This window comes from Lysinibacillus sp. FSL M8-0355 (assembly GCF_038008985.1).
Lineage (GTDB): Bacteria > Bacillota > Bacilli > Bacillales_A > Planococcaceae > Lysinibacillus > Lysinibacillus fusiformis_D.
This window is the reverse complement of the sequence record NZ_JBBPAI010000001.1, coordinates 1,693,626-1,716,153: the sequence shown is the minus strand read 5'-3', so window position 1 is coordinate 1,716,153 and position 22,528 is coordinate 1,693,626. Positions and strand designations below refer to the sequence as shown.

The window sequence follows — 22,528 nt, the reverse complement described above, 5'->3', positions numbered from 1 at the left end:
CCACATATTAATCTAGTGCAATTGGTAAATCCTTTATATCCTTTATCGTTTGCTCCTGGAATAAGGTAAATATCTCTTCCCAGATTTGTTCCCATTTCCTTGCTGCTTGTCGATTTTCAAAGTTTGGTAACGCGGTTAAATTCACCTGCATTAATTGTTCGATTTGCTCTGCAAACCGCTTTACTTCCTTCGCCGAGCTATCTACAAGAATACTAGCAATTAAATCATAAATAGAAATTTGCGGTCTCATCTTCACAAGATCTCTATATATCTGAGATAATAAAACATTTCTTGGCCCCTCCCATAATTCATTCACTAGACTATCTCTAAACAATCTTGGAATGACTGAAAAATCTTCAATCGCCCCATGTCCACCAAAAATAGAAATAGCCAACCTTAGCTTATCTACAGCTTCTTTAGAAGCATAAATTTTTTGCAATAAAATTAATTCACGCACAACGAACGCTTCAAGAGTATTAGGTTCTTGTTGTGTTTGAAGAAACGCTTGGTAAATATAAAAGGCTGAGCCTACAATACGTTTAGCAGCATATTCTAAATCCTCAAGCTGTGCTGCAGCCATTGGAAATTCATCAATGCGCCGATCAAATACTGATCTAAAGCTTGCGTATAGCTTAGCTTCTTGTGCTGCTCTCATTAAAAAAGCACCACTAGCAAATCCGATATCCAACCTTGAGCGGGTTAAAACAATACTAACAGCAAGAGCAACACCTCTATTTTGTGGGCCTACGCGATAAGCAATAGCTCCTTGATAATCGATTTCTGCTGATGGTAACTCTGCAGTACCAATTTTCCATTTCAAACGATTGATCACGTGATGATTTCTTTTCTCTTTTTCCTTATCCCCTTGAAGCCAAGTAGGTACAATAAACACCGCAATATCATCAGTGTGCTCGATGCGCGCAGTCACTACAGCATAATCGGCATGCACTGCTGAGCAGAAAAATTTATTGCCAAATAACCGATAATGATCGCCCTCAGGCTTAGCCATTAGTACATTCGCTGGAATGTTTGATCCCCCTTGAATCTCTGACATATACTGTGCACCGATGCCAAAATGTCCCTCATAGCCTTCTGTCACATGCTCATATATACGCTTTACTTCATCAGGAACCTCCTCCTTGAAATGATCGATTAAAGCAACCAGTCCGTCTGTACATGCTAGTGGACAAGTAATACCAGCTTCTCCATTACCATGTAAAAAAAAGCGCTTAATGATCCCTTCATTTTTCAACTGTTCCTTAGAAAATAGACCCTGTCCAAATATGTCTTTCTCCATTTGTTGCATCTGGTTTGAACGAATAATGCGATCAATGCGCTCATTATATGCATTGTAATGTCTTATTTTAGGCTGATTTTCCGGACGTGCACTTTCAGCAGCCATTGCACGCCAGTCCGATGATCCTTTTTCCACAAAAGGCTCTAGTCTCGGCAGCATCTCATCCCATGTTTCATGACAAAACTGTTGCAAAACTTGTAATAAAAAAGGATTATCTAAATCATTCATAGCATCTCTTTTGTCAATAAATTCTCGAAAACTATATGTTTTTTCTCCAACATGCACCAATATACACACTCCTTTTCTAAATTTTAAGAATATTTTAGCATCTTAAATTTAAAAAGTAAACAGTGTTTATTTTTCGATTCTCTAGGTACGTTTTTCTATTTTAATCGTGCTATCTGATACTTCGAGCAGTCTATCCACTACTTTTTTTGTTCTATCCATCACTTTGTACATTCTATCCACTACTTTTTCTGTTCTATCCATCAATTTATGCTTTCTATCCACTTCGATGGAGCCTATCCTTCACTTTGAGCTTTCTATCCACCTCTTTTTCTGTTCTATCCTTCACTTTCTACGCTCTATCCACCACTCTAAGCGCTCTCCAAACCAAAAAACGCCCACCGAAGTGAGCGTTTCAATTTAATTATTCATTTGTGCCTTTTTCCACATCATACACGGTAATCCAATCACTGAAGCTGCCTACATATAATTGGATGTTTTCATAGCCTTCATCTGCTAGCACTGCATATAACGGTGAGGCTGTCACGCCGCTACCACAGTAGACGACAATCTGCTCATCAGGCGTAACTTTTTGGCGTAATGCGTCGTTCGCTTTTAATTGACCGTCTGTCTTTAATTGCTCCCAGTCAAAGTTTTTTGCGGTTGGAATATGGCCTGCTACCTTATCCAGTGGTTCCATTTCGCCACGATAACGTTCAGCTGCACGTGCATCGAGCAAGGTTGCTTGTACTTCGCCGTCTACTATTGCCTTTACCGCTTGGCGTGGCGCATATAGTTCATCCTTCCAATCAAATTCTATGATCGTTGGGGGATATTTTATAATATCCTTGGTGAACGGAATTTTTGCCTCTAGCGCAGGGGCACCGCCATTGACAATCACTACATTTGGGAAACCAGCGTATGTCAGCATCCACCAGGCGCGCGGAGCGAACGGGGCTGCTCCCTGGTCGTAGACAACAATTTGATCTTCATAGCGTAAACCTAATTCTTGAAATACGGAAGTCAACTTTTCTTTGCTCGGCATCGGGTGACGGCCGTCCTTACTGTCCATATCGGATAACTGTTGTTCTAAATCAATATAAATAGCACCAGTTGCATGTCCTTCTTCAAATGCTTTTTTTCCAGCTTCTCTGTCCTGAAGATCGAAGCGAGCATCGATAAAACGGACGCCATCAAACTGTATTTCATCCACTGATTTGAATACTTTTCCCATATAAATCACCTCATGCGTATTGTAATTGTGCGTAAATTGCTTTCCAAGAAGCTAAACGGCTCTCTTCTTGTAAGGCAAGTCTTTCTGTCTCAATTTGTTCAAGCGCTTGATGATAAATATATAAACGTAATTTTTCGGCTTCCTCTGCAATAAACGTAATGGCCCATGTCATAAGAAAAACTTTCTGTGCATCTAAATAATCTTGTGCATCTGGTTTTGTTACAGCTTCCAACGCCTCGCTCAACTTTATTTTTTCATTCTTCTCAAAGAAAGCTTTTTGATTGCGGAAGTGAGATTTTACGCTAGTATATTTTGAAATATCTGTGAATGGCCCTTCAAAATCCAGTAAATTTGGCTCTGAAGATTCAAAGGTTAGGAACGAGAAGCTTCTATTCAACTCTTTCAGCTCACGCACCTCATCTTTGAAGCGTTGCTGCATTTTCTTGCTTATGAACTGTGATAAACGGAAGTTTGTAACACGCATTTCTTGTGTAAAATCAAAACGCAAGCTTTGCATCACTTCCTTCAGTGCATGCTCCAATGCTTGCTGTGCTGGCATCGCAGCAAATGTCGAAGGATTATAACCTTCCTTAAAGAACTCAGGATAACGATAATAGACACGTTGGAGAACATAATACAGGAGCTCATCAAGCTCTTGCTTTGTTTCACTCTCTAGCATGCTTGTATTGAGCACGCTGAACTTCGATTGGATATGTTGTTCAAGTGTTGCTAATTCCTCTAAACGCTCATCTTTACGTTTTAAGTTTTCCTCCGTTTGTGCGATTAAATCGGCTAAACGTTGCTCTGTTTTATCGACTTCTTCTGCAAGAGCCTGTACTGCTAAGGCACTTAATTCATCATTTAAAAATGTATGGAAGTCGCTTTCGAATGGTGGCATGCCAGATGTTAAATCAGCACCTTCTACTTTTTCTTTTAATGCTAAAAGACTGGATACCCCATACAGTCGTGGGAAACGAATGCCAAAACGTTGTAACTCTGAGCGAACATAGCCTTTTACGTCTTCCTGTTCTTCTTCTGTTGTTGCTAAATCAATGGCATTTACAATAAAGAACATTTTATCAAGTTCAAATGCATCCTTGACACGACCAAGCTGAATTAAAAACTCACGGTCAGCTTTAGCAAAGGCATGGTTATAGTACGTAATAAATAGGATGGCATCAGCATTGCGAATATATTCAAAGGCTACACCTGTATGACGAGCATTAATCGAGTCCGCTCCTGGTGTGTCAACAAGTGTCACACCCATGCGTGTCAATGGGCTATCGTAATAGAAATCAATATTATCAACAAAGCATGATTTGTTTTCTTGCGCCACAAATTTTTCAAATTCTTCACGGCCTACACGAATGATCGTACCAAGCTCAGATTTAAATGTTGGATAGCCTTCCTTATAGGCACGAATAAATGACTTATGAACATTTAAACGTTCATCCGTTAACTGAACGGCAAGCCCTTCATCAGCACGATTATAGGCTTCCTCCAACGAAGCTACAGACAAGCCAATTGCCGCATACGAGCCTTGAATATCCTCTAGCATTTGCTCGGCTGTTTTAAGCTGTACATCGGCCGTTTCATGTGGATGCTCTGGTGTTACTGGACGAATTTTATTGATGGCTGCTGTTGTTGGGTTCGGTGATACAGGTAACACCTTTGCACCCATTAATGCATTGGAGAAGGATGATTTCCCTGCACTAAATGCGCCAAACAAAGCAATCGTAAAATCTTTTTTCTGTAAACGTTCCACTTTATTTTCAAGGTAATGGGCAACTTCTGCAAAGCCTTGAACCTCTTTGACTGCATTGGCTGTATGCAGTGCGCGATTAATCACACCATCGATTGGAAGAGTCGTTGCACTGATGGCTTGCTGCGTTTCCTCTTGTTCGATGACCTGCTCTTTTGGCTTCAGCATGGACTCATCAAACAAACGTATATCGGCTAAATCTTGCTTAAATGACTGTGCCCAATTGGCTAGCTGCTGATTCGCAACTTTACGGATTTCATTGCTCGCTTGATGCATAATGCTTGCACTATATTGCTGATAGCCTTCGATTTCAAGCACTGCCTTAATTGCATCCACTTTGTCTTGCATACCCGCCATTTTTAATTTTGATGGTGCAGCCGTTTCTGTTGCCACAGCTTCAAGCGTTGTTGCTTGCGCATTTTTCCAGCTATCTGTTTCCTGAATAAAGTAGCGCTTCGTTGCCTCCGCGACACGGTTGGCGAAGTTTAACACAGCATCACCTGTTAACAGGGCACCAGTTTGAACTTGCTGCTCAATCAATGAAAAAGGTAAGTCAAATACATAGGCATCAATGGCGGAAGCACGCTCTTCATTTAATGCACCTACATCTTTTAATGCTTTTTTCATAAGTCCTTTTAAATGCCCAGTAATTTGTGCATGAACGACGTTCTGATAGGCACTATATGCATCCTCTTTACGACGGTTACGCTCTTCCTCTGTTTTTTTCTTCGCAGTAAAGAGTCCCCCTACTTTAAAGCCCTCCTGCACACTTTCTAAATAAAGGCGGAGGCGATCACGTACATCAGCTGGCATGATGGCTGCATTGGCTAGTAGTTCCTTCCGTTGCTCCTCAAATGTTTCATTCCATGCCTCTACTGAGAATAATTCAACTTGACGATTTAATTTATTGTATTGCTCCAAAATATCTTGATGGTGTGCCCAGTCGTCCGCACTTAAAATTTCTTCATCAATAGTTAAACGATCCTGTCTTTCTTCCATTAAATAATGGTCATGCTCACTTTGCAGTAAACGCAATGTATTCGTTGCCGTTTGTACAAGCTGCTCCTGCCAATCATTCATACTGTCCATCACGATGTTCTTTACGACCTCAAAATCATTATGTGGATGTTCAGGCTCTCTCAATGATGTGAAAAATACACCCTTCGGCACAACGCCCCATGCGGCAAAGGATTGATGAACCGTTGCTTTAAAGTCTTCAAAGCTCAATTCATTATCTTTATGCTTATCAATCATATTGACAATTAAATAAACGTTTGGATTGTATTTCATTAATTGCTTTGTAAATTGGAAATTCAGTTCCGACTGCACATGGTTATAATCCATTGTATAAAATACGATATCTGCAATATGGAGCGCCGATTCCGTTGACATGCGGTGTGCATCATCTGTGGAGTCTACTCCTGGCGTATCCATGACAGTAACACCTAGTGGTAGTGTAGAGGCACTGTGCCCAATTTCGATTTGTGACACTAAATCCCCATTCTTACTAAGCTCTTTTACTGTTTTAAAATCATAGCCTGCCTCAAATTTCACAGGCTTCTCATTGTGCATATAGACAATTGCAAAATCTTCCTCTGATTTATGCACTTTTACGATATTCGCACTTGTTGGAATTGGACTAGATGCCAGTAAGTTTTCACCAGACAGCGCATTAATCATACTCGACTTCCCAGCAGAGAAATGACCCGCAAAGCCAATCACATACTCTTTTTGCTGAATTTTTCGAGCAAAAAGAGAGGTTTTATCCATGCGTTCTGTATCACCATTATGCTGATAGATTATGTATTGCAAAGAAGCTTGCTTTAATAGCTCCTCCAATTGTTGTTCAAAATCTTTCATGAAACCAGTTACCCCTTTTTCGTTAATTATTCATAATTAGTATTCTACCTTATTCAACTAGCAAAGTATAACACTAATTTACGGTAAAAAGCATGTATGCCAACGTTTCTATCCTAATAAGTCCCATCATAAAATCTTGATGATCCGAAATAATCTTCCTCAAATGATAGATGGTCAACTAGTTCTCTTGCTATTTTCTTCATATTTTATAGTAAATGTATTCGGGGCAAAGGTTATTTTTTAAGAATGGAGTGTGATCGCACATGCTGAATCCTAAGTCTCATCGAATCATAGAAAAAAGTTGTCCGTGTCACTGTGAGGATCGATTTTTCTGGCCCCGTATCAAAGCAACAAACGGCACGCCCATCGTCCCTCCTCCTATCGTTCCAGATGGCACTATTTTGCCGATTATCCACCGCTATTTTTATATCGTCACAGCCGATCTTGATCTAACAAATGGGGTCACGCTGCCAGCGACTCTCTTCTGGAATGATAATGCTGACAATATTACAGAGTTTACCCTCTTCTCGCCAAACGGTTACGTCAATCTTTATATTAATGCGGTGATGCAAGAAGGTGGCATTTACACCATAACACCAGCCGCCTTAACAATCGTACCCTACAATGCCACTTTGTATCGAGGAACACCCATTATCATTGAATCGCTTGGCTTTATGACAAATTAATATCCAAGAAAGGAGGTGAATCATATGGCACTTTCCATTATTAATATTCATGTCAATGTCACAGGTACATCTACACGATTTTTTAACGTTTTAGCTGCACCTCTTGCCATTACAGATGGTACTACAGTCGCTGCTACAACGTTTTTAGATGATAGCGGTACAGCGGCAACTGCATTTCCAGTAGTTACAAACGGCTACTATAATTTATATATCAATGGCGTTCTACAGGAGGGTGATGCTTATACAGTTTCTGCAACTGAAGTTACATTCAACACTGTTACAGCATCACTTTCTGCTGGTACACCAATTGTGCTTGAAGCAGTTGAATTAGTCACAACTACCTAACTAAAATAGATGCCCTAAACTCTCTTAGGGCATCTATTTTACAATTGTAGTAGCTCTCTGAGCGCTTACAATAGTCTAGCGCATGACGCCCATCTCCATGAATACATAGGGTTTAAGCAGCCACTTTTATTTTTTAGATTGCACAGACAGGCTTCACCATGAAATAAAGACCCTAAAGGGCGTAAATCGGTGGTACTTTCCATTATCAATAGTCATGTTAATGTAACAGGTACTTCTGCTCTGTCCATTGATTCACAGAAATCTAAGTCACTTGAAGAAAAAATTTACAGGCAATAGACTTCGAACCAATACTTCTAACAAAAATGAAAACTGTTCGGAAAATTGTACAAGGTGGTAGTTTGGATTCCCCTGTTAAAATAAGTAAAAAAATAATGAAAACCGAAAACTCCGATTCTTTGTCTATTAGGCTTAGATTGGGTCTTTTTTTTATTCCAAAATCAAAGGACACTTAATTAATACATTGTAAGTACATGAAACAAAACAATGGTACTCAATAATGGACGAGTTTTTTTAAGTGGCATAACCGTTGCTTTTTTGTCAACAATTTTAGGAAAACAGGCACCAATTGTCAACATAAATAATATGATATAAAAAAATAAGGGGTGTAAGCTGTGACTTGGTTAATCATTTTAGCTTTTACGCTTTCATCAAGTATAGATAATTTAGGCGTAGGGCTCTCTTACGGGATTCGAAAGATACATGTTAGTTTTGGGAAAAATTTATTAATAGCAATTATATGCTTTGTTATGAGTATGGGAGGCATTACGTTTGGGGTTTGGCTCTCGACTATTCTTCCAGGTATGCTTCCTGTAATCTTTGGAGCCTTATTGTTATTTATCATTGGAATTCGCATCATTCTTTTAGCTAAACCACGTAAAAATGAACCTTCAAAAGAGGCGTTACAGCCCAAAAATGGGCAAAGTATTTTTAAAAACCCTGAGGAAGCTGATTTTAATAAGTCTGATGAAATCGGCTGGGGAGAATCTATACTTCTTGGTATTGCATTATCAGCAAATGCACTTACAAATGGTGTGGGCGCTGGCCTACTCGGACTTTCACCTGTTGTCATTTCGTTAACAGCTGCAATCGGGAGCTTTATTACTGTTTGGGCAGGAGTCAAATTAGGAAGTAAGGTCGCTGATGTTCAGGTTAGTTCATTTACTATAGGGCAATTTGGCACAGTAATTAGTGGTTTGTTGATGTTACTGCTTGCTTTTGCAGCATTTTATTAATATTATGTTGACATTTTGTCAACATAATATTACACTTCTGTACAACGGTAATTTTCCATTAGACAATCATTAAGGAACTAACAGAAGGGAGAATCGAATATGGCAGAAAATAGAGAAAGTACTACTCTAGGTTTATTGTTGAAAGAATTACTAAAAGAACGCTCATTATCCATGCGGAAGTTTAGTGAACTTACAGGGGTCGATACAGCTACGATTTCACGGATTATCAATAATAAACGAAAGGCAACACCTCAACATTTAGAAAAATTCGCTGAATGTCTTGGTATTCCTTTCATTAATCTTGTTGAAGCTGCAGGGTATCCTATCGAACAGAGACATGAAGAGTCTCAATCAGATATTCATACTTCTGTTGATGCAATACAGACTTTTCTTAAGGCTTCTAATGTTTATGACAATCAATTTTCAGTGCAAGATGTTGAAAAAAAATTAGACGATTATGGATTATTTGCTCAAACAGAAGAAGGAAAAAATACAATTCATAAAAGTTTTAACGAAAAGATTCAGAGTGTAGGTAGCGTTGGACCATTTATTAGCAAGTTGAAAGAGTTATATGAAAAATTTACAACAAATAAGGGTACACTATTTGAATTAACAATAATTGGAAGTACATTATTGTATTTTATTATTCCAGTGGATGTCATTCCGGATTATCTATTTCCTATTGGTTATTTGGACGATGCGATAGCTGTACAACTTACTGCAAAAGGTTTGTTAAAAAATAACTGATAGGTGGATTAATTAATTTATGAAACATAGTAAAACGAGCCGTAGATGGCTAAGAAATTCGTTTTTAGCATTTGCATTAATCATCTCAATAGGGATTGTTTATTGGATATATCAGTACAATAGTGGATTGGCTATGGCAGAAGACGATATCAATAAAGAAGATGAAGAGACTTTTGAGCCTTTCAAAGGTGTAGACCCGCAATTTGGTGAGATTAATGTGCTATTGATAGGCAGTGACTCTAGAGGAGACGAAGGTAGATCTGATGCTTTAATGATTGCACACTATAATCAAACTACGAATAATGTAAAAATCGTTTCGATTATGAGAGATACGTATGTTGACATCCCAGATTACGGGATGAATAAAATAAACGCTGCATTTGCTTTTGGAGGCCCAGAACTTGTAAGGAAATCAATTAAGCAGAATTTTGATATTGATGTCAATTACTACGCTATCGTTGATTTTGAAGGATTCCCCAAAATTGTGGATCTTCTAGCACCAAATGGGATTGAAGTTGATATCCCTTATGAAATGTCATATGGAATTGGTATGACATTATTTCCTGGAGAACAAACTTTACACGGTGACCAGTTATTAGCTTATGTACGATTCCGCCACGATCGTTTAAGTGATTTCGGGCGAGTTGAACGCCAACAGGAAGTTATGACAAAGGTCAAAGAACAAATTAGCTTTCAAAGTTTAATAAATTTACCCAAAATACTTGGTGTTGCAGAGGCATATATCGATACTAATATTGACAATAAAACCATTCTTGCAATTGGGAAAGGTTTAATGGATGGGAAATCTAATGGTGTGGATACTTTACGAATTCCTGTCGCCAGTTCTTTTGACAACAAACATGTAAATGTAGGTGCAGTGCTAGATATTGATTTGGAAAAGAACAAAAGTGCATTGGAAGAGTTTTTATCATCAGAGGACAATGTACAAGTGACTAAATTAGAAGGAGTTTCATCTTAGAGAGAATATGAATATAGATTATCAACTTTTCAAACTACTAAACCAGTTTGCAGGAAAATATCCGATTTTAGATCAACTTGTCCTCTTGTTTTCAAAGTATGGACCCATTCTATTTGGACTGGTATTTATATGGCTATGGTTTTCAAAATCCCAAAATCAGCAGGAAAATAGAAAAATAGTATTATATGCATTAACGATTGTTATTCTTACACTTGGTATAGATAAAATTATAGAAATGGCGTATTTTCGACCTCGTCCATTTGTCAATCATAGCGTAACATTATTACTCGAAAAATCAAATCTGGATCCTTCATTTCCAAGTAATCATGCTGCTGGTTCATTTGCCCTGGCATTCGCTTTGTTTTGGAAACGAAGAAAAATGGGCACTGTACTCATCCTGCTGGCCTGCTTAATGGCCATTTCAAGAATTTTTATCGGTGTGCACTACTTTCTAGATGTGTTAGCAGGTGCATGTATTGGATTAGGGGTAACTTACATAGTTATGTTATTAGGTCGTCTTTTGGAATCTACCTTGCTACGCAAGAAAATATATGCAAAGTAAGAGGTCTTTAGATTTAAAAAGTTCGTAATAGATGCGAACTTTTATATGCTCCAACCATCATTGCGGAAAAAACTCGCTGCAATTATTGTGTTTGAAGCTGTAGCATTAGTCACAACTATCTAAACAAAATAGATGCACTAAACTCTCCTTAGGGCATCTATTTTACTATTATAGTTGCTGTCTGAGCGCGGCAATTTTTTTTGCATAGTCTAGCGCACGGGGGCCATCTCCATGAATACATAGAGTTTGAGCAGCGACTTTTATTTTTTTAGATTGCACAGACAAGACTTCATTGGCCGTTAAAATACCTTTTACATGTATCAGCATTTCTTGCTCTGTTTGTATTAAGGCATTAGGCTCCTGTCTATCCACTAAAGTGCCATCATCGTTATAACGTCGATCCGAAAAAACTTCCTCATATACTTGAAGCCCCTTGCCTCTTGCAATCTCTACGATTTGGCTACCAGATAAACAATATAAAATAAGCTGTGGATTAAGATCATAGACTGCATCGACGACAGCTGACGCTTTTTCCCGATCATTTACGCATTGATTATAGAGTGCGCCATGTGGCTTAATATGATGGAGCATGCCTTTTTCAATTTGAACGAAGGCTTGTAATGCGCCAATCTGATAGACCATCATATCATAAATTTCTGCTGCGCTAAATGCCATGTTTCGACGACCAAAGCCCTCTCGATCAGGATAGCCTGGATGTGCACCAATATGAACATTTTTACGAATGGCACTGCGAACAGTTTGATGCATCAACGTATGATGCCCTGCATGATAGCCGCATGCTATATTAATGGATGTGACATAGTCCAATATTTCTTCCTCTTTTCCTGTTAGAAAAGCATCATCATATTCAGCTAAATCACAGTTAATATCTATTGGCATCCTCTTACCTCCAGTGCAAATCGTATCGTGTTAAACATACGCATTTGAGCTACTTTATGTAAATCGTCTTCATGTACCGTCGCAATAATAGGATAACCCCCTACCGTTTGGGCATCGGCCATTAAAATGATAGGATGACCGCTTGGCGGCACTTGAATGGTGCCGAACTGGGTCGCCTCTGACAAAATATCTTGCATTTCTTGCAGCTGTAAAACAGTTCCCTTTACGTAATAGCCCATGCGATTACCACCAATAAATTGAAAAGCATTTTGTAAAAAATGGTGTTGACTCTCTTCCGTAAATAAATGAAAATGAGGGCCTTTCAGTACTCTAACTGAAATAGCACGATCAAAAGTTGGACGATATGGCGCATAAAGACCTCGATTATAACGGAATGGCGCTGAGTCTTGCCCATACAAAATGCTACCTTTTGTGATGTTTATTCCTAGTTGACCAAGTGACAGGTTTGAGCGACTACCAAGCTTAACTTGTGAAGTAAACCCGCCAAGAGGTGTCAAATAAACAATCGCGCCTTGATTCACATGTTTAATCACCAACTGATCGCCATTCATTAAGTGGAATGTTTTCCACATCTCTATCGGTGTATTATTGACCAAGCATGTACAATGTCCACCTGTTAATACATAGACTCCATCTGCCAATGCCTCAAATTCAAAGCCACCCACAAACATTTCAAAGGATGTTTGGTCATGAGAATTTTCTAAGATTAGCTGTGCTGCTTGAAACGATACTTTGTCCATCGGTCCAGATAACGGAATACCAAATGCCCGATAGCCAAATCTACCTTGGTCCTGTAGGCTACCATAGACACCTTGTTTAGTGACGAGCAGAAGTGGCTTCAATCGCTACACTCCTTTGCTTTTCATTTCCCAAAACTGTTGTTTAGTTATTTCATAAAATTGAACTTCATCGCCAAGAGCCAATAAAAATGGCTCTTGGCGATCAACATTAAATAAATCTAGAGGAGTTTTCCCGATAATATTCCAGCCACCTGGTGACTCAACAGGGTAGATGCCTGTTTGCCTACCGCCTATACCAACAGAACTAGCTGAAACAGTAGCTCGTGGCTTCTTTAAGCGTGGTACACACAACTTAGTATCTAATTCACCTAAATAAGGAAAACCTGGTAAAAAGCCCATAACATAAACATAATAGCTTTTCGATAAGTGTAATGTTTTAAAGTCTTCAAATGATAAACCTGTATAGTTCATGACTCGCTGCTTATCTAAGGCAAATTCCTCATCATAGCAAATGGGTATTCTTAAAATTTTCTTCGTTCCTTCTGCCATTGCTGTGAGAGTTTGCATCTCTAGCCAATCCCCTCTCAATGAACCGATATCTAGAGGCTGTTTGACATAGGCTGTAACAGTATGATAGCTTGCAACACTTTCGACGAGATTATGCTGTAGCTGCTGTTTCAGAAACCGATTAAATGCTTGGACTGCCTGAAAGTTGGCGTGGGAGATTTCCTCCTTGAATGCAAAGCGAATAGTATGTTGGCTAATCCACATCGCATGAGGAAATTCAATGATTGGTTGCACGTATGCTCTCCTCAATACAAAGCTTTACCGCAGCTATTAAATCTCGGATATGCCAGCCAGGAATTTTGCCATGTTGGATGGCCAGGTCAAATGATGCCGGAATATGAATAAAGCCAGCACGAACCCCTTCGTGTTGCTGTGCATAAACAAGTCCTTCATACATAATATTATTGCATAAGTACGTACCTGCAGTATTTGAAATTTCTGCTGGATACCCCGCTGCCTGTATGCGATTCACCATATTGCGAATCGGTAAATTCGTTAAATAAGCATCCGCTCCATCCTTATCAATGCTTTCATCGACCGGCGTGTAGCCATTATTATCAGGCTCACCATCTTTCACATTAATGGCAATGCGCTCTGGCGTTATTTTAAAACGCCCTCCTGCTAATCCTAAAGAAATAATAATTTGTGGCTTTACTTCCTCTATATACTGCTTTAATTGTTCCGCCGATTGCTGAAAATCTACAGAAAGAATTCGTCCAACAATGCGATAGTCTCCTATTGTTTCTCCATCTAAATTTTCGACAATTTGCATCGTTGGATTTATTTTATAATGAAGGAATGGCTCAAACCCCGTTACTAATAGTTTTGTCATGTTAGTCACCTGATTTCTTTATGTATAACCCTAAAGGATTGGCTTTATTTTACAACAATTTTCTGAAAAAATAAATATTTCTCTTCATTTGGGCAAGTAAAAAGAGTATGAAGCGCTGATGCTCCATACTCTTTTGGCTGTAATTATTTCAAATGTGCAGTCGCCTGTTTCATGACGTATTTCCCAACACCAATATAGATCACTACAGCTGCTCCAATCAATACGAATGTCATTGCTAACCGCTCCTTTTCATATAAATTATGTATTTTTTTATTAGGCTTTCAGACCATCTCATTGAATTTGAAAATCATTCTCATTATTATATTATAAATTTCACGTTAATTCGTCAAGACATACTTTCATCTTACCCTTTTTACATGGTAAGATGTAGAAAAGTCGGAAAAAGGATGCGGTAATGATGAGTAATTCGAAGTACTTTCAAACTATTTTAAACGGGACTATTCACGCTTTAAAATCCATTCTTCCTATGGATATAGAAGTAAAGTCGCCTAGTATTATTTCTGAACCCTTTCAACAGCAGCAAATGGGCGTATTAATTGGTTTAATTGGAGATGTAAAGGGTCGCGTTATCATTGATTCATCCCCCGATGTGTTTAGCGGGATTGGGAGTACCATGTTCGGTATGCCACTGGAGGGAGAAATGCTAGAATCCTTTACTGGAGAATTTGGTAACATGATTGCAGGAAATTTATGTACAACTGTTGGGCAAGAAAGCTTAGAAATTGATATCACTCCTCCAACCGTGATGGTGGGCAATACAAAGTTATACGGCTTTGAAAAAGCATTTGTTCTCCCAGTTTCGGTTCCAAGCATTGGTGCATTAACAGTTCTATTAACCATCGAGGAAGAAGGATAAAAAACTAGAATGGATCATTGTATGCAAAAGCCTACAGCCTTCATGTATAGGTAGAAAAAACGGGAAGGAATGTGCAAGTCTTTCTCCATCTATTGTTTTTATTAAAATTAAGCAAAATATAATAAGATAACAAGCTCTCTCAATGACTTTTGAGATGGCTTGTTTTTTTCTTTTTTTAATTCTTCACACTTTCTTCACATAATACATGTAGAAGTGTGATTTTTTTCACATCAAAATGATATGGATTTTTATATGATGACAGTAAGAAACACAACAATAAAAAGCGTAGGAGGGGCAAAAATGGCAAACAACAAAAAGAAGTCAGATGAAAATTTAAAAGGTTCACTCTATGCAGTTTTTGGAGTTGGTATTATCATCATTTTACTTTGGGTGTACTGCTTCGATTTGTTCATTGGAAGATTTTAATATATAAAGAAGGGACAGAAACATATGCACATACATAAGTATGAGAAGTATTGGCTTGTGTTCGGAGTTGCTACTTTAGTTGCATTCCTGATCATTCTCGGTATCGGGGCATTTCATCAAGGCTCCCATCCGAACAATGGTAAAAAAACACTAGATTACGAGAAAGTGAAAGAGACAGCACCTTTTGATAATCCAGGAGTTCATAAGGTCGAGGGAAAAGATTGGGATTATGAAGTGGTAGTAGTAGCTTCTGCATTCAATTATAATCCTCCACAAATTGAGGTACCACTTGGTGCAAAGGTGAAATTCATCGCAACAAGCGAAGATGTTATGCACGGTTTTGAGGTGGCAGGTACGAATATCAACATGATGCTTGAGCCTGGTTATATTTCGGAATACGTAACAGAAGTTAACAAAGTAGGCGAGTTTTTAATCGTATGTAATGAGTATTGTGGTACAGGACATACGATGATGCACTCTATGCTAAAGGTGGTGGATTCAAATGAGTCACACTAATTCGATGACAAAAGTAGATCGTCGCGATGCAAAGCTAGCAATGGCACATATTTATGTGGCATTCATCTCATTGCTATTAGGTGGTCTTGCAGGTTTATTACAAGTATTTGTGCGTTCTGGTCAATTTACATTACCAGCAGGCATTGGCTATTATCAAGTTTTAACAGTACACGGTGTATTACTTGGTCTTATTTTAACTACATTCTTTATTTACGGCTTCCAAATTGCTAGTGTAAGTCGTACATCTGGTACATTCACTGATAGTCAACGTAGACTTGGCTGGATCGGTTTTTGGTTAATGACAATTGGTACAGCTGCTTCAGCAACCATGGTTTTATTGAATAAAGCAACTGTACTTTATACATTCTATGCACCCCTAAAGGCACACTGGATTTTCTATTTAGGCCTTACATTAGTCGTGGTTGGTTCTTGGGTTGGCGGCGCAGGTCAAATTTTACGTTATGTACAGTGGCGCAAAGAAAATAAAGGTAGCGGACAACGCAGTCCATTATTATCGTTTATGGTAGTTGTCAATAATTTAATGTGGTTCGTGGCAACACTTGGTGTAGCAGCTTCTGTATTAATTCAACTGTTACCATGGTCATTAGGTTTAATTGAACGTGTCGATGTTGCATTATCCCGTACCCTCTTCTGGTATTTCGGGCATGCACTTGTATACTTCTGGCTATTACCTGCCTACATGGTTTGGTACGTGATTATTCCAAAAGTAATTGGCGGAAAAATTTTCTCCGATTCTTTAGCAAGACTTTCGTTCATGCTGTTCTTACTCTTCTCTATTCCTGTTGGGATTCACCATCAGTTAACAGAGCCTGGTATTGATGGTACATGGAAGTTCATTCAAGTTGTATTAACGTTCGCTGTAATTGTCCCATCTCTTATGACAGCCTTCTCGATGTTTGCCATGTTCGAGTTACGTGGTCGTGAATTAGGTGGTAAAGGGCTGTTCGGATGGTTTAAAAAATTACCATGGAAAGATGCTCGTTTCTTCGTTCCATTTATCGGTATGGTGGCATTTATTCCTGGTGGTGCAGGTGGTATTGTCAATGCCTCCTATCAAATGAACCAATTAATCCATAATACCATTTGGGTTACAGGGCATTTCCATTTAACAATTGCTACAGCTGTTGTTTTAACTTACTTCGGTGCGGCCTTCTGGTTAATTCCACATTTAACAGGTCGTACATTGACGAAATCATTAAATAATCTTAGTAATTTCGCTGGTATCTTATGGGCTACTGGTATGACGATTATGTCTTCTGCGATGCATATTGCTGGTCTTATCGGTGCACCTCGTCGCTCAGATTACTCAGAATATGGTGGTGCTTCACAGGCCTATGATTGGATTCCTTATCAAATCGCACAAGCTGTAGGCGGAACGATTCTCTTTATCGCGATTCTAGTCATTATGTATATCGTCGTGAAATTAGCTTGGTTTGCACCTAAAGGTGAAGAAGAATTCCCTATTGGTGATGTACATGAGCTTAGCGGCCCAACACCAGCTATTTTAGAAAACTTCAAAGTATGGCTTGTTATTTTAGTAGCGTTAATTTTATTCGCTTACACAGTGCCAATTATCGATATTATTTCGAACTCACCGGCTGGCTCCAAAGGCTATCAATTGTGGTAAGCATTTAGACATAAAAAGCGATTTCTCAGAAACGAGAAATCGCTTTTTTTATATTATAGTTGATAGAGCTTCCTATATTTATCTTGTAAATAGTCTGCTAAGTATTTAGCATTTAAGCCTTCCCCTGTCGCTTCTTTTAGCAATTCAAATGGCTTTTTCAATGCTCCATATTGATGAACTTTCTCAGTTAGCCACTCTCGAATTGGCAGTAGCTCTCCCTTTTCTAGTAATTCATCAAAGTTTAGAATATCCTTATCCATCGCATGCTTCCATTGCGCTGCATAAATCATTCCTAATGCATAGGATGGGAAATAGCCAAACATGCCACCTGACCAATGCATATCTTGGAGCACACCTTGTGCATCGAACTCAGGACGAATGCCTAAATATTCCTCATATTTATCATTCCAAACTTGTGGCAGATCTTTCGCCTGTAAATCACCATTGAACAGATCACGTTCAATTTCATAGCACAGATATTCACCCATGTTTTCACTAAGTCTTAACCTAATAATCCTTCAGCAAATTTAATCATCCCTAGTCTCAATTTGCAGATATATTTCTTATAATATCATGAAAATTTTTGTATTAAACTACCCCATGAGTTTAAGTACATTTCTTCACAAACTTAATCGAATTCTAACATAAATACCCAAATGCTTCTTGTTGATGTAGATTTGTAATAAAGTTTGATTAAATTAACGATATCAACCTTGATATGAGAACAAAACTAAAGAGCAAGTTTTGAAAAAATGATTGTTCAAAACATGCTCTTATTTAATGTGATAGATTAAATTTTTTAAAGTTCGATAATTTTTGAACTCTTGTTGTACTAAAACACCCCGTTAACCCAATTAGTAATACATTATTTAACCAACGTTTGAAGACTTATTAACACGGGGGTATACACAATTAGTGGAATAAGCAAAATTACTGCACCAATTTTTTTATTCCCCTTTTGTAATAATAAAAGAGTAGTCAAGAAAAATAATGGATAAATAATAAAAGTAATTATTAATACACCATCAACTACTTGATATAGTTTTCCTGTAAATGCACTTAAGAATGGGATTGAAATCCATTCTAGTACGCAAAATGCAATAACCAATATCCACAACCATTTAAGTGTCACCACTAATCACCCCTAAATTTTTGATTGGTCAAAAAATAAAAACTATTTTTCCACTTTATCATCCATTACATTTCAACTTCTTGTATTAATTTTACCAATATACCCAAACCCTGTATAACGAACCTACACTGTTAGTTTGAGTACATTTCTTCACAAACTTCACATTGATATTAACATAAATATCCAATAAAGAACATCTCTCAACTAAAAACTAAAGGCGGGAGAGATGATTTTAATCAATTTTCATTTAAAATTATCGAACTTTGTTATACATTTTCAAAGTTCATTAAAAGAAGATAAGCTTGGCAACTCTAATTTTTTATAAAAATATATAATTAAAATGAATATAAACAGTAAACATACTAACATATTAGTATGTTCAGACTGTAGACAAAAGCCCATCGAGAGTGAACTTCTCGATGGGCTTTTGTCTACAGTCTGAAGCGATTTCTCTACAATGAGAAATCGCTTGTTTTTTTATAGTTGATAGAGCTTCCTATATTTATCTTGTAAATAGTCTGCTAAGTATTTAGCATTTAAGCCTTCCCCTGTCGCTTCTTTAAGTAATTCGAATGGCTTTTTCAATGCTCCATATTGATGAACTTTCTCAGTTAGCCACTCTCGAATTGGTAGTAGCTCTCCCTTTTCTAATAGCTCATCAAAATGAGGAATATCCTTATCCATCGCATGCTTCCATTGTGCTGCATAAATCATTCCTAATGCATAGGATGGGAAATAACCGAACATGCCACCTGACCAATGCATATCTTGTAGCACTCCCTGTGCATCAGACTCAGGACGAATGCCTAAATATTCCTCATATTTATCATTCCAAACTTGTGGTAGATCCTTCGCCTGTAAATCACCATTGAACAGATCACGTTCAATTTCATAGCGAATCATGATATGTAGTGGATACGTTAATTCGTCCGCTTCAATACGAATAAAAGATGGTTCGACCATATTGATGGCACGTAAAAAATCGCCTAATGCAACATCGCCAAATTGTGCTGGTGAGAAATGCTGAAGACGCTCGTAGTTATGCTCCCAGAACTTTTCATTTCTGCCGACAAAGTTTTCATAAAATAATGATTGAGATTCATGAATACCCATTGAAGTACCAGTAGCCAATGGCAGACCTGCAAGCTTTTCATCAATGTTTTGCTCATACATCGCATGACCACACTCATGAATTGTACCAAAAATGGCTGAACGGAAGTCATTTTCATCATATTTAGTGGTAATACGAGCATCTCCATAGTTTAAGCCAATCATGAATGGATGCACACTTTCATCCAAGCGCCCTGCATCAAAATCATAACCAAGCTGAGCAAGCAATTCTAACGATAATTCACGCTGTGCTTCACGTGGGAAATGCTTAAATAACATGCTTGTATCTGGTTTATTCGATGAATTGGCAATTTTTTGGACAAGTTCCACAATGGATGTACGTAGGTCACCAAATACTTGATCTAAAACATCAGTCGTCATATCTGGTTCATATAAATCGAGTAATGTATTGTAAGGAGATCCATTTTTAATTCCCCAATAGTGAATGAATTTTTTCTGCCATTGAATGATTTCCTCTAAATATGGAAGGAATAATGCAAAATTATTACTTGCCTTCGCTTCTTCCCAAGCAGTTTCAGACTTCGATTGAAGAATGACGTATTTTTTATACTCGTCAGCTGGAATTTTTTTGTTTTGATCATAATTCTTTCTTACTTCTTCCACTAAACGTAATGTTACATAGTCAAGATTAGCTTTTTGTGACTCTAAAGCTACTAAAAGCTCCCCCAATTCTTCACTTGTTTGCATATCAAATAAAGAAGCAGATAATGTACCGATTACCTCTGAACGTTGTGCTAAACCTTTTTTCGGTGCACCCGTACGCATATCCCAATAAACGACATTGAGTGCTTCCTCATAATGCTGCATTTTCTTCACATAGTCTGTAAATTGTTGAACTGTCATGCATTCATCCTCCTTTTACATTATAAGTTTATCATATTTTCAAAAATTTTGTATATTGTGGACTTTTTAGTATTTTTATTCAGAATATTCGTCTTTTACTTTCTCTATTATTTTTAAATATTGACTATCTCCTAACCCATAGTGAGGGAAGAGAGAAAATAATTGCTTCATTAAATCCCCTAGCGGCTGCTCAAGATGCTTTTTTATATACGTCGTAATATCATTTTCTTCCTGTAAATAATTAAAATATAATTGAATGCCCTGATACATGACGGGTAAAAGTGTAGCCTTCGGAAAACGATGGTACATGAAAACTTCTTGATAGACCTCTAGATAGCCCCCTAGCTCCAGCTCTGTTTCCTCTACATCATAGGTCGTTTCCTTGACCATATGGAAATAGACCTTGCCTTGATATCCTTGTTGTTCGAGAAAAGCAAGCATGGTCAATAAATTCATCTGACAAAACATATCATCCCCAAACCATAACACAATGCATTGATAGTCTTTTGTCCATAGAGGCTTCAAAGGATTCAATGTCATTTGCTCGTATGCCTGTAATGACACTTGATGCCCAGCCGCTCGGATTTGATTGAATTCCTCGCTGAAAATCGGGCTAGCAGTCGGATTCGTACACATGGCTTCATTGAAAGGTACATAATCACTATTTCCCATTAATTGATGTTTTTCAAATTCTTCATACATCATCTGACCATTTAATACATTCAAAGTCTCTTGATCAAATTGCTCAAAAATACTTTCCTGCAATTCCCTAATTTTCAATTTTTGAGAAATGTCCATTATAAACCAGCCTCTTTCATCATTTAAATTTAACTTCACAAATGTTTGCATAGGCTGAGGAGACCTCCTATAATCATACGGGCTTATGCCAAAGACCCTTTTAAATGCTCTTGAAAAGGATTCCTGAGATGAAAAACCATAGCAGAAAGCAATATCAATAATTTTCTCCTCTGTCTCTTTTAATACCAAGGATGCAAGATAGATTTTTCGTAATGACATATATTTTTTAATCGTCATCCCCGTCATCTGATGAAATTTGAAAGAACAATAATAAGGAGAATAGCCCATCTCCCTCCCTAATTGCTCTAACGAAAACCCTTCTAAGAGATGACCTTCAATGCAATCAATCATCTCCTGTACGATGTTGTTCATCCACATCCCTCCTACTTTGATTATAGTAGAAGGCATCATTGTTTTTATGATATAAGTTGTGAATGTGCAATCAGAACCACCAGTATAACTGGTGGTTTGCTCTGCGCGTGAAACGCTGGGGTACTGGCCCATGTCTAAAGACATTCTGAATGGTCTGCCAACCGCACTCCGTTTTCACACAAACCGCTAAAGCGGCTTACTTATTTTTTCTTTCTCTTGATTTCTTCTCCTGTGAATGGGTCAATGAATTCTTTCATCGTCATTTGATCTTGCAGGATATCTTCTTGTAATTGATTTTTTATATACTCTTGTATCTTTTTCTTATTTCGGCCGACTGTGTCCACATAGTATCCTCGACACCAGAATTGACGATTACCGTATTTATACTTTAAATTCGCATGTCGGTCGAAAATCATTAGACTACTCTTCCCTTTTAAATAACCCATGAACGCAGATACACTCAATTTCGGTGGAATACTTACCAACATATGAATGTGGTCAGGACAGGCTGTTGCCTCTATGATTTCTACATCTTTTCTTTCACATAATTGGCGCAATATTCTTCCAACATCTGCTTTAATTTGACCATAAATAATCTGCCTTCTATACTTTGGCGCAAAGACGATATGATACTTACAATTCCACGTTGTATGTGCTAAACTTTTATTATCCATTTATGGTGGCTCCTTTCGTACGAAGTCGGTTGACTAGACCTGACTTTATTGTACGTTTGGAGTTTTTTTATTGTCCATAGCTAAAAGCTTTCCGGAACCCC

At 37.9% G+C, this 22,528-nt stretch carries 21 protein-coding genes and 1 pseudogene; 10 read left to right on the top strand and 12 right to left on the bottom strand.

Going from position 1 to position 22,528, the window contains the following annotated elements; all coding sequences use genetic code 11:
- Nucleotides 1-7: 7 nt before the first annotated feature.
- The 3 genes from MKY46_RS08145 to MKY46_RS08135 all read right to left on the bottom strand — a co-directional run bounded on the left by MKY46_RS08145 (nucleotide 8) and on the right by MKY46_RS08135 (nucleotide 6,378).
- On the bottom strand, nucleotides 8-1,582 hold the full coding sequence (locus MKY46_RS08145; RefSeq protein ID WP_340835644.1) for an acyl-CoA dehydrogenase family protein: 1,575 nt from the start codon (nucleotides 1,580-1,582) through the stop codon (nucleotides 8-10).
- A 364-nt stretch (nucleotides 1,583-1,946) separates the two neighbouring features.
- The gene (locus MKY46_RS08140; protein WP_340833926.1) at nucleotides 1,947-2,756 is read right to left on the bottom strand and encodes a sulfurtransferase; all 810 of its coding nucleotides are present in this window, start codon (nucleotides 2,754-2,756) and stop codon (nucleotides 1,947-1,949) included.
- A gap of 10 nt (nucleotides 2,757-2,766) precedes the next feature.
- The gene (locus MKY46_RS08135; protein ID WP_340833924.1) at nucleotides 2,767-6,378 is read right to left on the bottom strand and encodes a dynamin family protein; all 3,612 of its coding nucleotides are present in this window, start codon (nucleotides 6,376-6,378) and stop codon (nucleotides 2,767-2,769) included.
- A gap of 401 nt (nucleotides 6,379-6,779) precedes the next feature.
- Here MKY46_RS08135 and MKY46_RS08130 point away from each other — a divergent pair, with 401 nt between their 5' ends.
- From MKY46_RS08130 to MKY46_RS08105, 6 genes are all read left to right on the top strand, one after another.
- Entirely contained in the window at nucleotides 6,780-7,064 is a 285-nt protein-coding gene (locus tag MKY46_RS08130) for a DUF4183 domain-containing protein (protein ID WP_230593753.1), read from the top strand.
- A gap of 24 nt (nucleotides 7,065-7,088) precedes the next feature.
- Complete coding sequence (locus MKY46_RS08125) at nucleotides 7,089-7,409, top strand: DUF4183 domain-containing protein (RefSeq protein WP_036118284.1); 321 nt, start codon at nucleotides 7,089-7,091, stop codon at nucleotides 7,407-7,409.
- Nucleotides 7,410-8,041: 632 nt separating this feature from the next.
- Nucleotides 8,042-8,662, top strand: coding sequence for a sporulation membrane protein YtaF (gene ytaF / locus MKY46_RS08120; protein WP_036118287.1), 621 nt, complete (start codon nucleotides 8,042-8,044; stop codon nucleotides 8,660-8,662).
- 99 nt (nucleotides 8,663-8,761) lie between these two features.
- Nucleotides 8,762-9,409, top strand: coding sequence for a helix-turn-helix domain-containing protein (locus MKY46_RS08115; RefSeq protein ID WP_036118291.1), 648 nt, complete (start codon nucleotides 8,762-8,764; stop codon nucleotides 9,407-9,409).
- 19 nt (nucleotides 9,410-9,428) lie between these two features.
- Nucleotides 9,429-10,388 carry an LCP family protein gene (locus tag MKY46_RS08110; protein ID WP_338653553.1) on the top strand — a complete coding sequence of 320 codons (960 nt, stop codon included), beginning with the start codon at nucleotides 9,429-9,431 and terminating at the stop codon, nucleotides 10,386-10,388.
- A 7-nt stretch (nucleotides 10,389-10,395) separates the two neighbouring features.
- On the top strand, nucleotides 10,396-10,950 hold the full coding sequence (locus tag MKY46_RS08105; RefSeq protein WP_340833922.1) for a phosphatase PAP2 family protein: 555 nt from the start codon (nucleotides 10,396-10,398) through the stop codon (nucleotides 10,948-10,950).
- A gap of 168 nt (nucleotides 10,951-11,118) precedes the next feature.
- On the opposite strand, the gene MKY46_RS08100 is transcribed toward MKY46_RS08105, so the two are convergent.
- The 4 genes from MKY46_RS08100 to pcp are packed head-to-tail and all read right to left on the bottom strand — an operon-like array spanning nucleotide 11,119 to nucleotide 14,010.
- A complete protein-coding gene (locus tag MKY46_RS08100) occupies nucleotides 11,119-11,850 on the bottom strand; it encodes a 5-oxoprolinase subunit PxpA (RefSeq protein WP_036118299.1) in 732 nt (243 codons plus the stop codon).
- Complete coding sequence (locus MKY46_RS08095) at nucleotides 11,841-12,713, bottom strand: 5-oxoprolinase subunit C family protein (protein WP_340833920.1); 873 nt, start codon at nucleotides 12,711-12,713, stop codon at nucleotides 11,841-11,843. The genes MKY46_RS08100 and MKY46_RS08095 overlap by 10 nt, the downstream gene beginning before the upstream one ends.
- Nucleotides 12,714-12,716: 3 nt before the next feature.
- Complete coding sequence (gene pxpB, locus MKY46_RS08090; protein WP_340833919.1) at nucleotides 12,717-13,412, bottom strand: 5-oxoprolinase subunit PxpB; 696 nt, start codon at nucleotides 13,410-13,412, stop codon at nucleotides 12,717-12,719.
- Complete coding sequence (gene pcp, locus MKY46_RS08085; RefSeq protein WP_271912870.1) at nucleotides 13,396-14,010, bottom strand: pyroglutamyl-peptidase I; 615 nt, start codon at nucleotides 14,008-14,010, stop codon at nucleotides 13,396-13,398. The genes pxpB and pcp overlap by 17 nt, the downstream gene beginning before the upstream one ends.
- Before the next feature lie 418 nt (nucleotides 14,011-14,428).
- On the opposite strand from pcp, the gene MKY46_RS08080 reads away from it, so the two are divergent.
- The 4 genes from MKY46_RS08080 to MKY46_RS08065 all read left to right on the top strand — a co-directional run bounded on the left by MKY46_RS08080 (nucleotide 14,429) and on the right by MKY46_RS08065 (nucleotide 17,477).
- Nucleotides 14,429-14,887, top strand: a complete 459-nt coding sequence (locus MKY46_RS08080; protein ID WP_036118321.1) for a chemotaxis protein CheX — start codon at nucleotides 14,429-14,431, stop codon at nucleotides 14,885-14,887.
- 300 nt (nucleotides 14,888-15,187) lie between these two features.
- Nucleotides 15,188-15,313 carry a hypothetical protein gene (locus MKY46_RS08075; RefSeq protein WP_255358839.1) on the top strand — a complete coding sequence of 42 codons (126 nt, stop codon included), beginning with the start codon at nucleotides 15,188-15,190 and terminating at the stop codon, nucleotides 15,311-15,313.
- A gap of 24 nt (nucleotides 15,314-15,337) precedes the next feature.
- Nucleotides 15,338-15,829 carry a cytochrome b5 gene (locus tag MKY46_RS08070; protein WP_036118325.1) on the top strand — a complete coding sequence of 164 codons (492 nt, stop codon included), beginning with the start codon at nucleotides 15,338-15,340 and terminating at the stop codon, nucleotides 15,827-15,829.
- On the top strand, nucleotides 15,816-17,477 hold the full coding sequence (locus MKY46_RS08065) for a b(o/a)3-type cytochrome-c oxidase subunit 1 (protein WP_036118328.1): 1,662 nt from the start codon (nucleotides 15,816-15,818) through the stop codon (nucleotides 17,475-17,477). The genes MKY46_RS08070 and MKY46_RS08065 overlap by 14 nt, the downstream gene beginning before the upstream one ends.
- Nucleotides 17,478-17,530: 53 nt before the next feature.
- Here the strand turns inward: MKY46_RS08065 and MKY46_RS08060 are convergent.
- From MKY46_RS08060 to tnpA, 5 genes and pseudogenes are all read right to left on the bottom strand, one after another.
- Nucleotides 17,531-17,947: pseudogene (locus MKY46_RS08060) on the bottom strand (carboxypeptidase M32); the annotation flags it as partial.
- A gap of 395 nt (nucleotides 17,948-18,342) precedes the next feature.
- On the bottom strand, nucleotides 18,343-18,609 hold the full coding sequence (locus MKY46_RS08055; RefSeq protein WP_036128895.1) for a hypothetical protein: 267 nt from the start codon (nucleotides 18,607-18,609) through the stop codon (nucleotides 18,343-18,345).
- Nucleotides 18,610-19,086: 477 nt separating this feature from the next.
- On the bottom strand, nucleotides 19,087-20,583 hold the full coding sequence (locus tag MKY46_RS08050) for a carboxypeptidase M32 (RefSeq protein WP_340833918.1): 1,497 nt from the start codon (nucleotides 20,581-20,583) through the stop codon (nucleotides 19,087-19,089).
- A 75-nt stretch (nucleotides 20,584-20,658) separates the two neighbouring features.
- Nucleotides 20,659-21,753 carry a helix-turn-helix transcriptional regulator gene (locus MKY46_RS08045; RefSeq protein WP_036118350.1) on the bottom strand — a complete coding sequence of 365 codons (1,095 nt, stop codon included), beginning with the start codon at nucleotides 21,751-21,753 and terminating at the stop codon, nucleotides 20,659-20,661.
- Between the two features lie 200 nt (nucleotides 21,754-21,953).
- Nucleotides 21,954-22,427: an IS200/IS605 family transposase gene (tnpA, locus tag MKY46_RS08040; RefSeq protein ID WP_036129052.1), complete on the bottom strand. Its 474-nt coding sequence runs from the start codon at nucleotides 22,425-22,427 to the stop codon at nucleotides 21,954-21,956.
- Nucleotides 22,428-22,528: the final 101 nt, after the last annotated feature.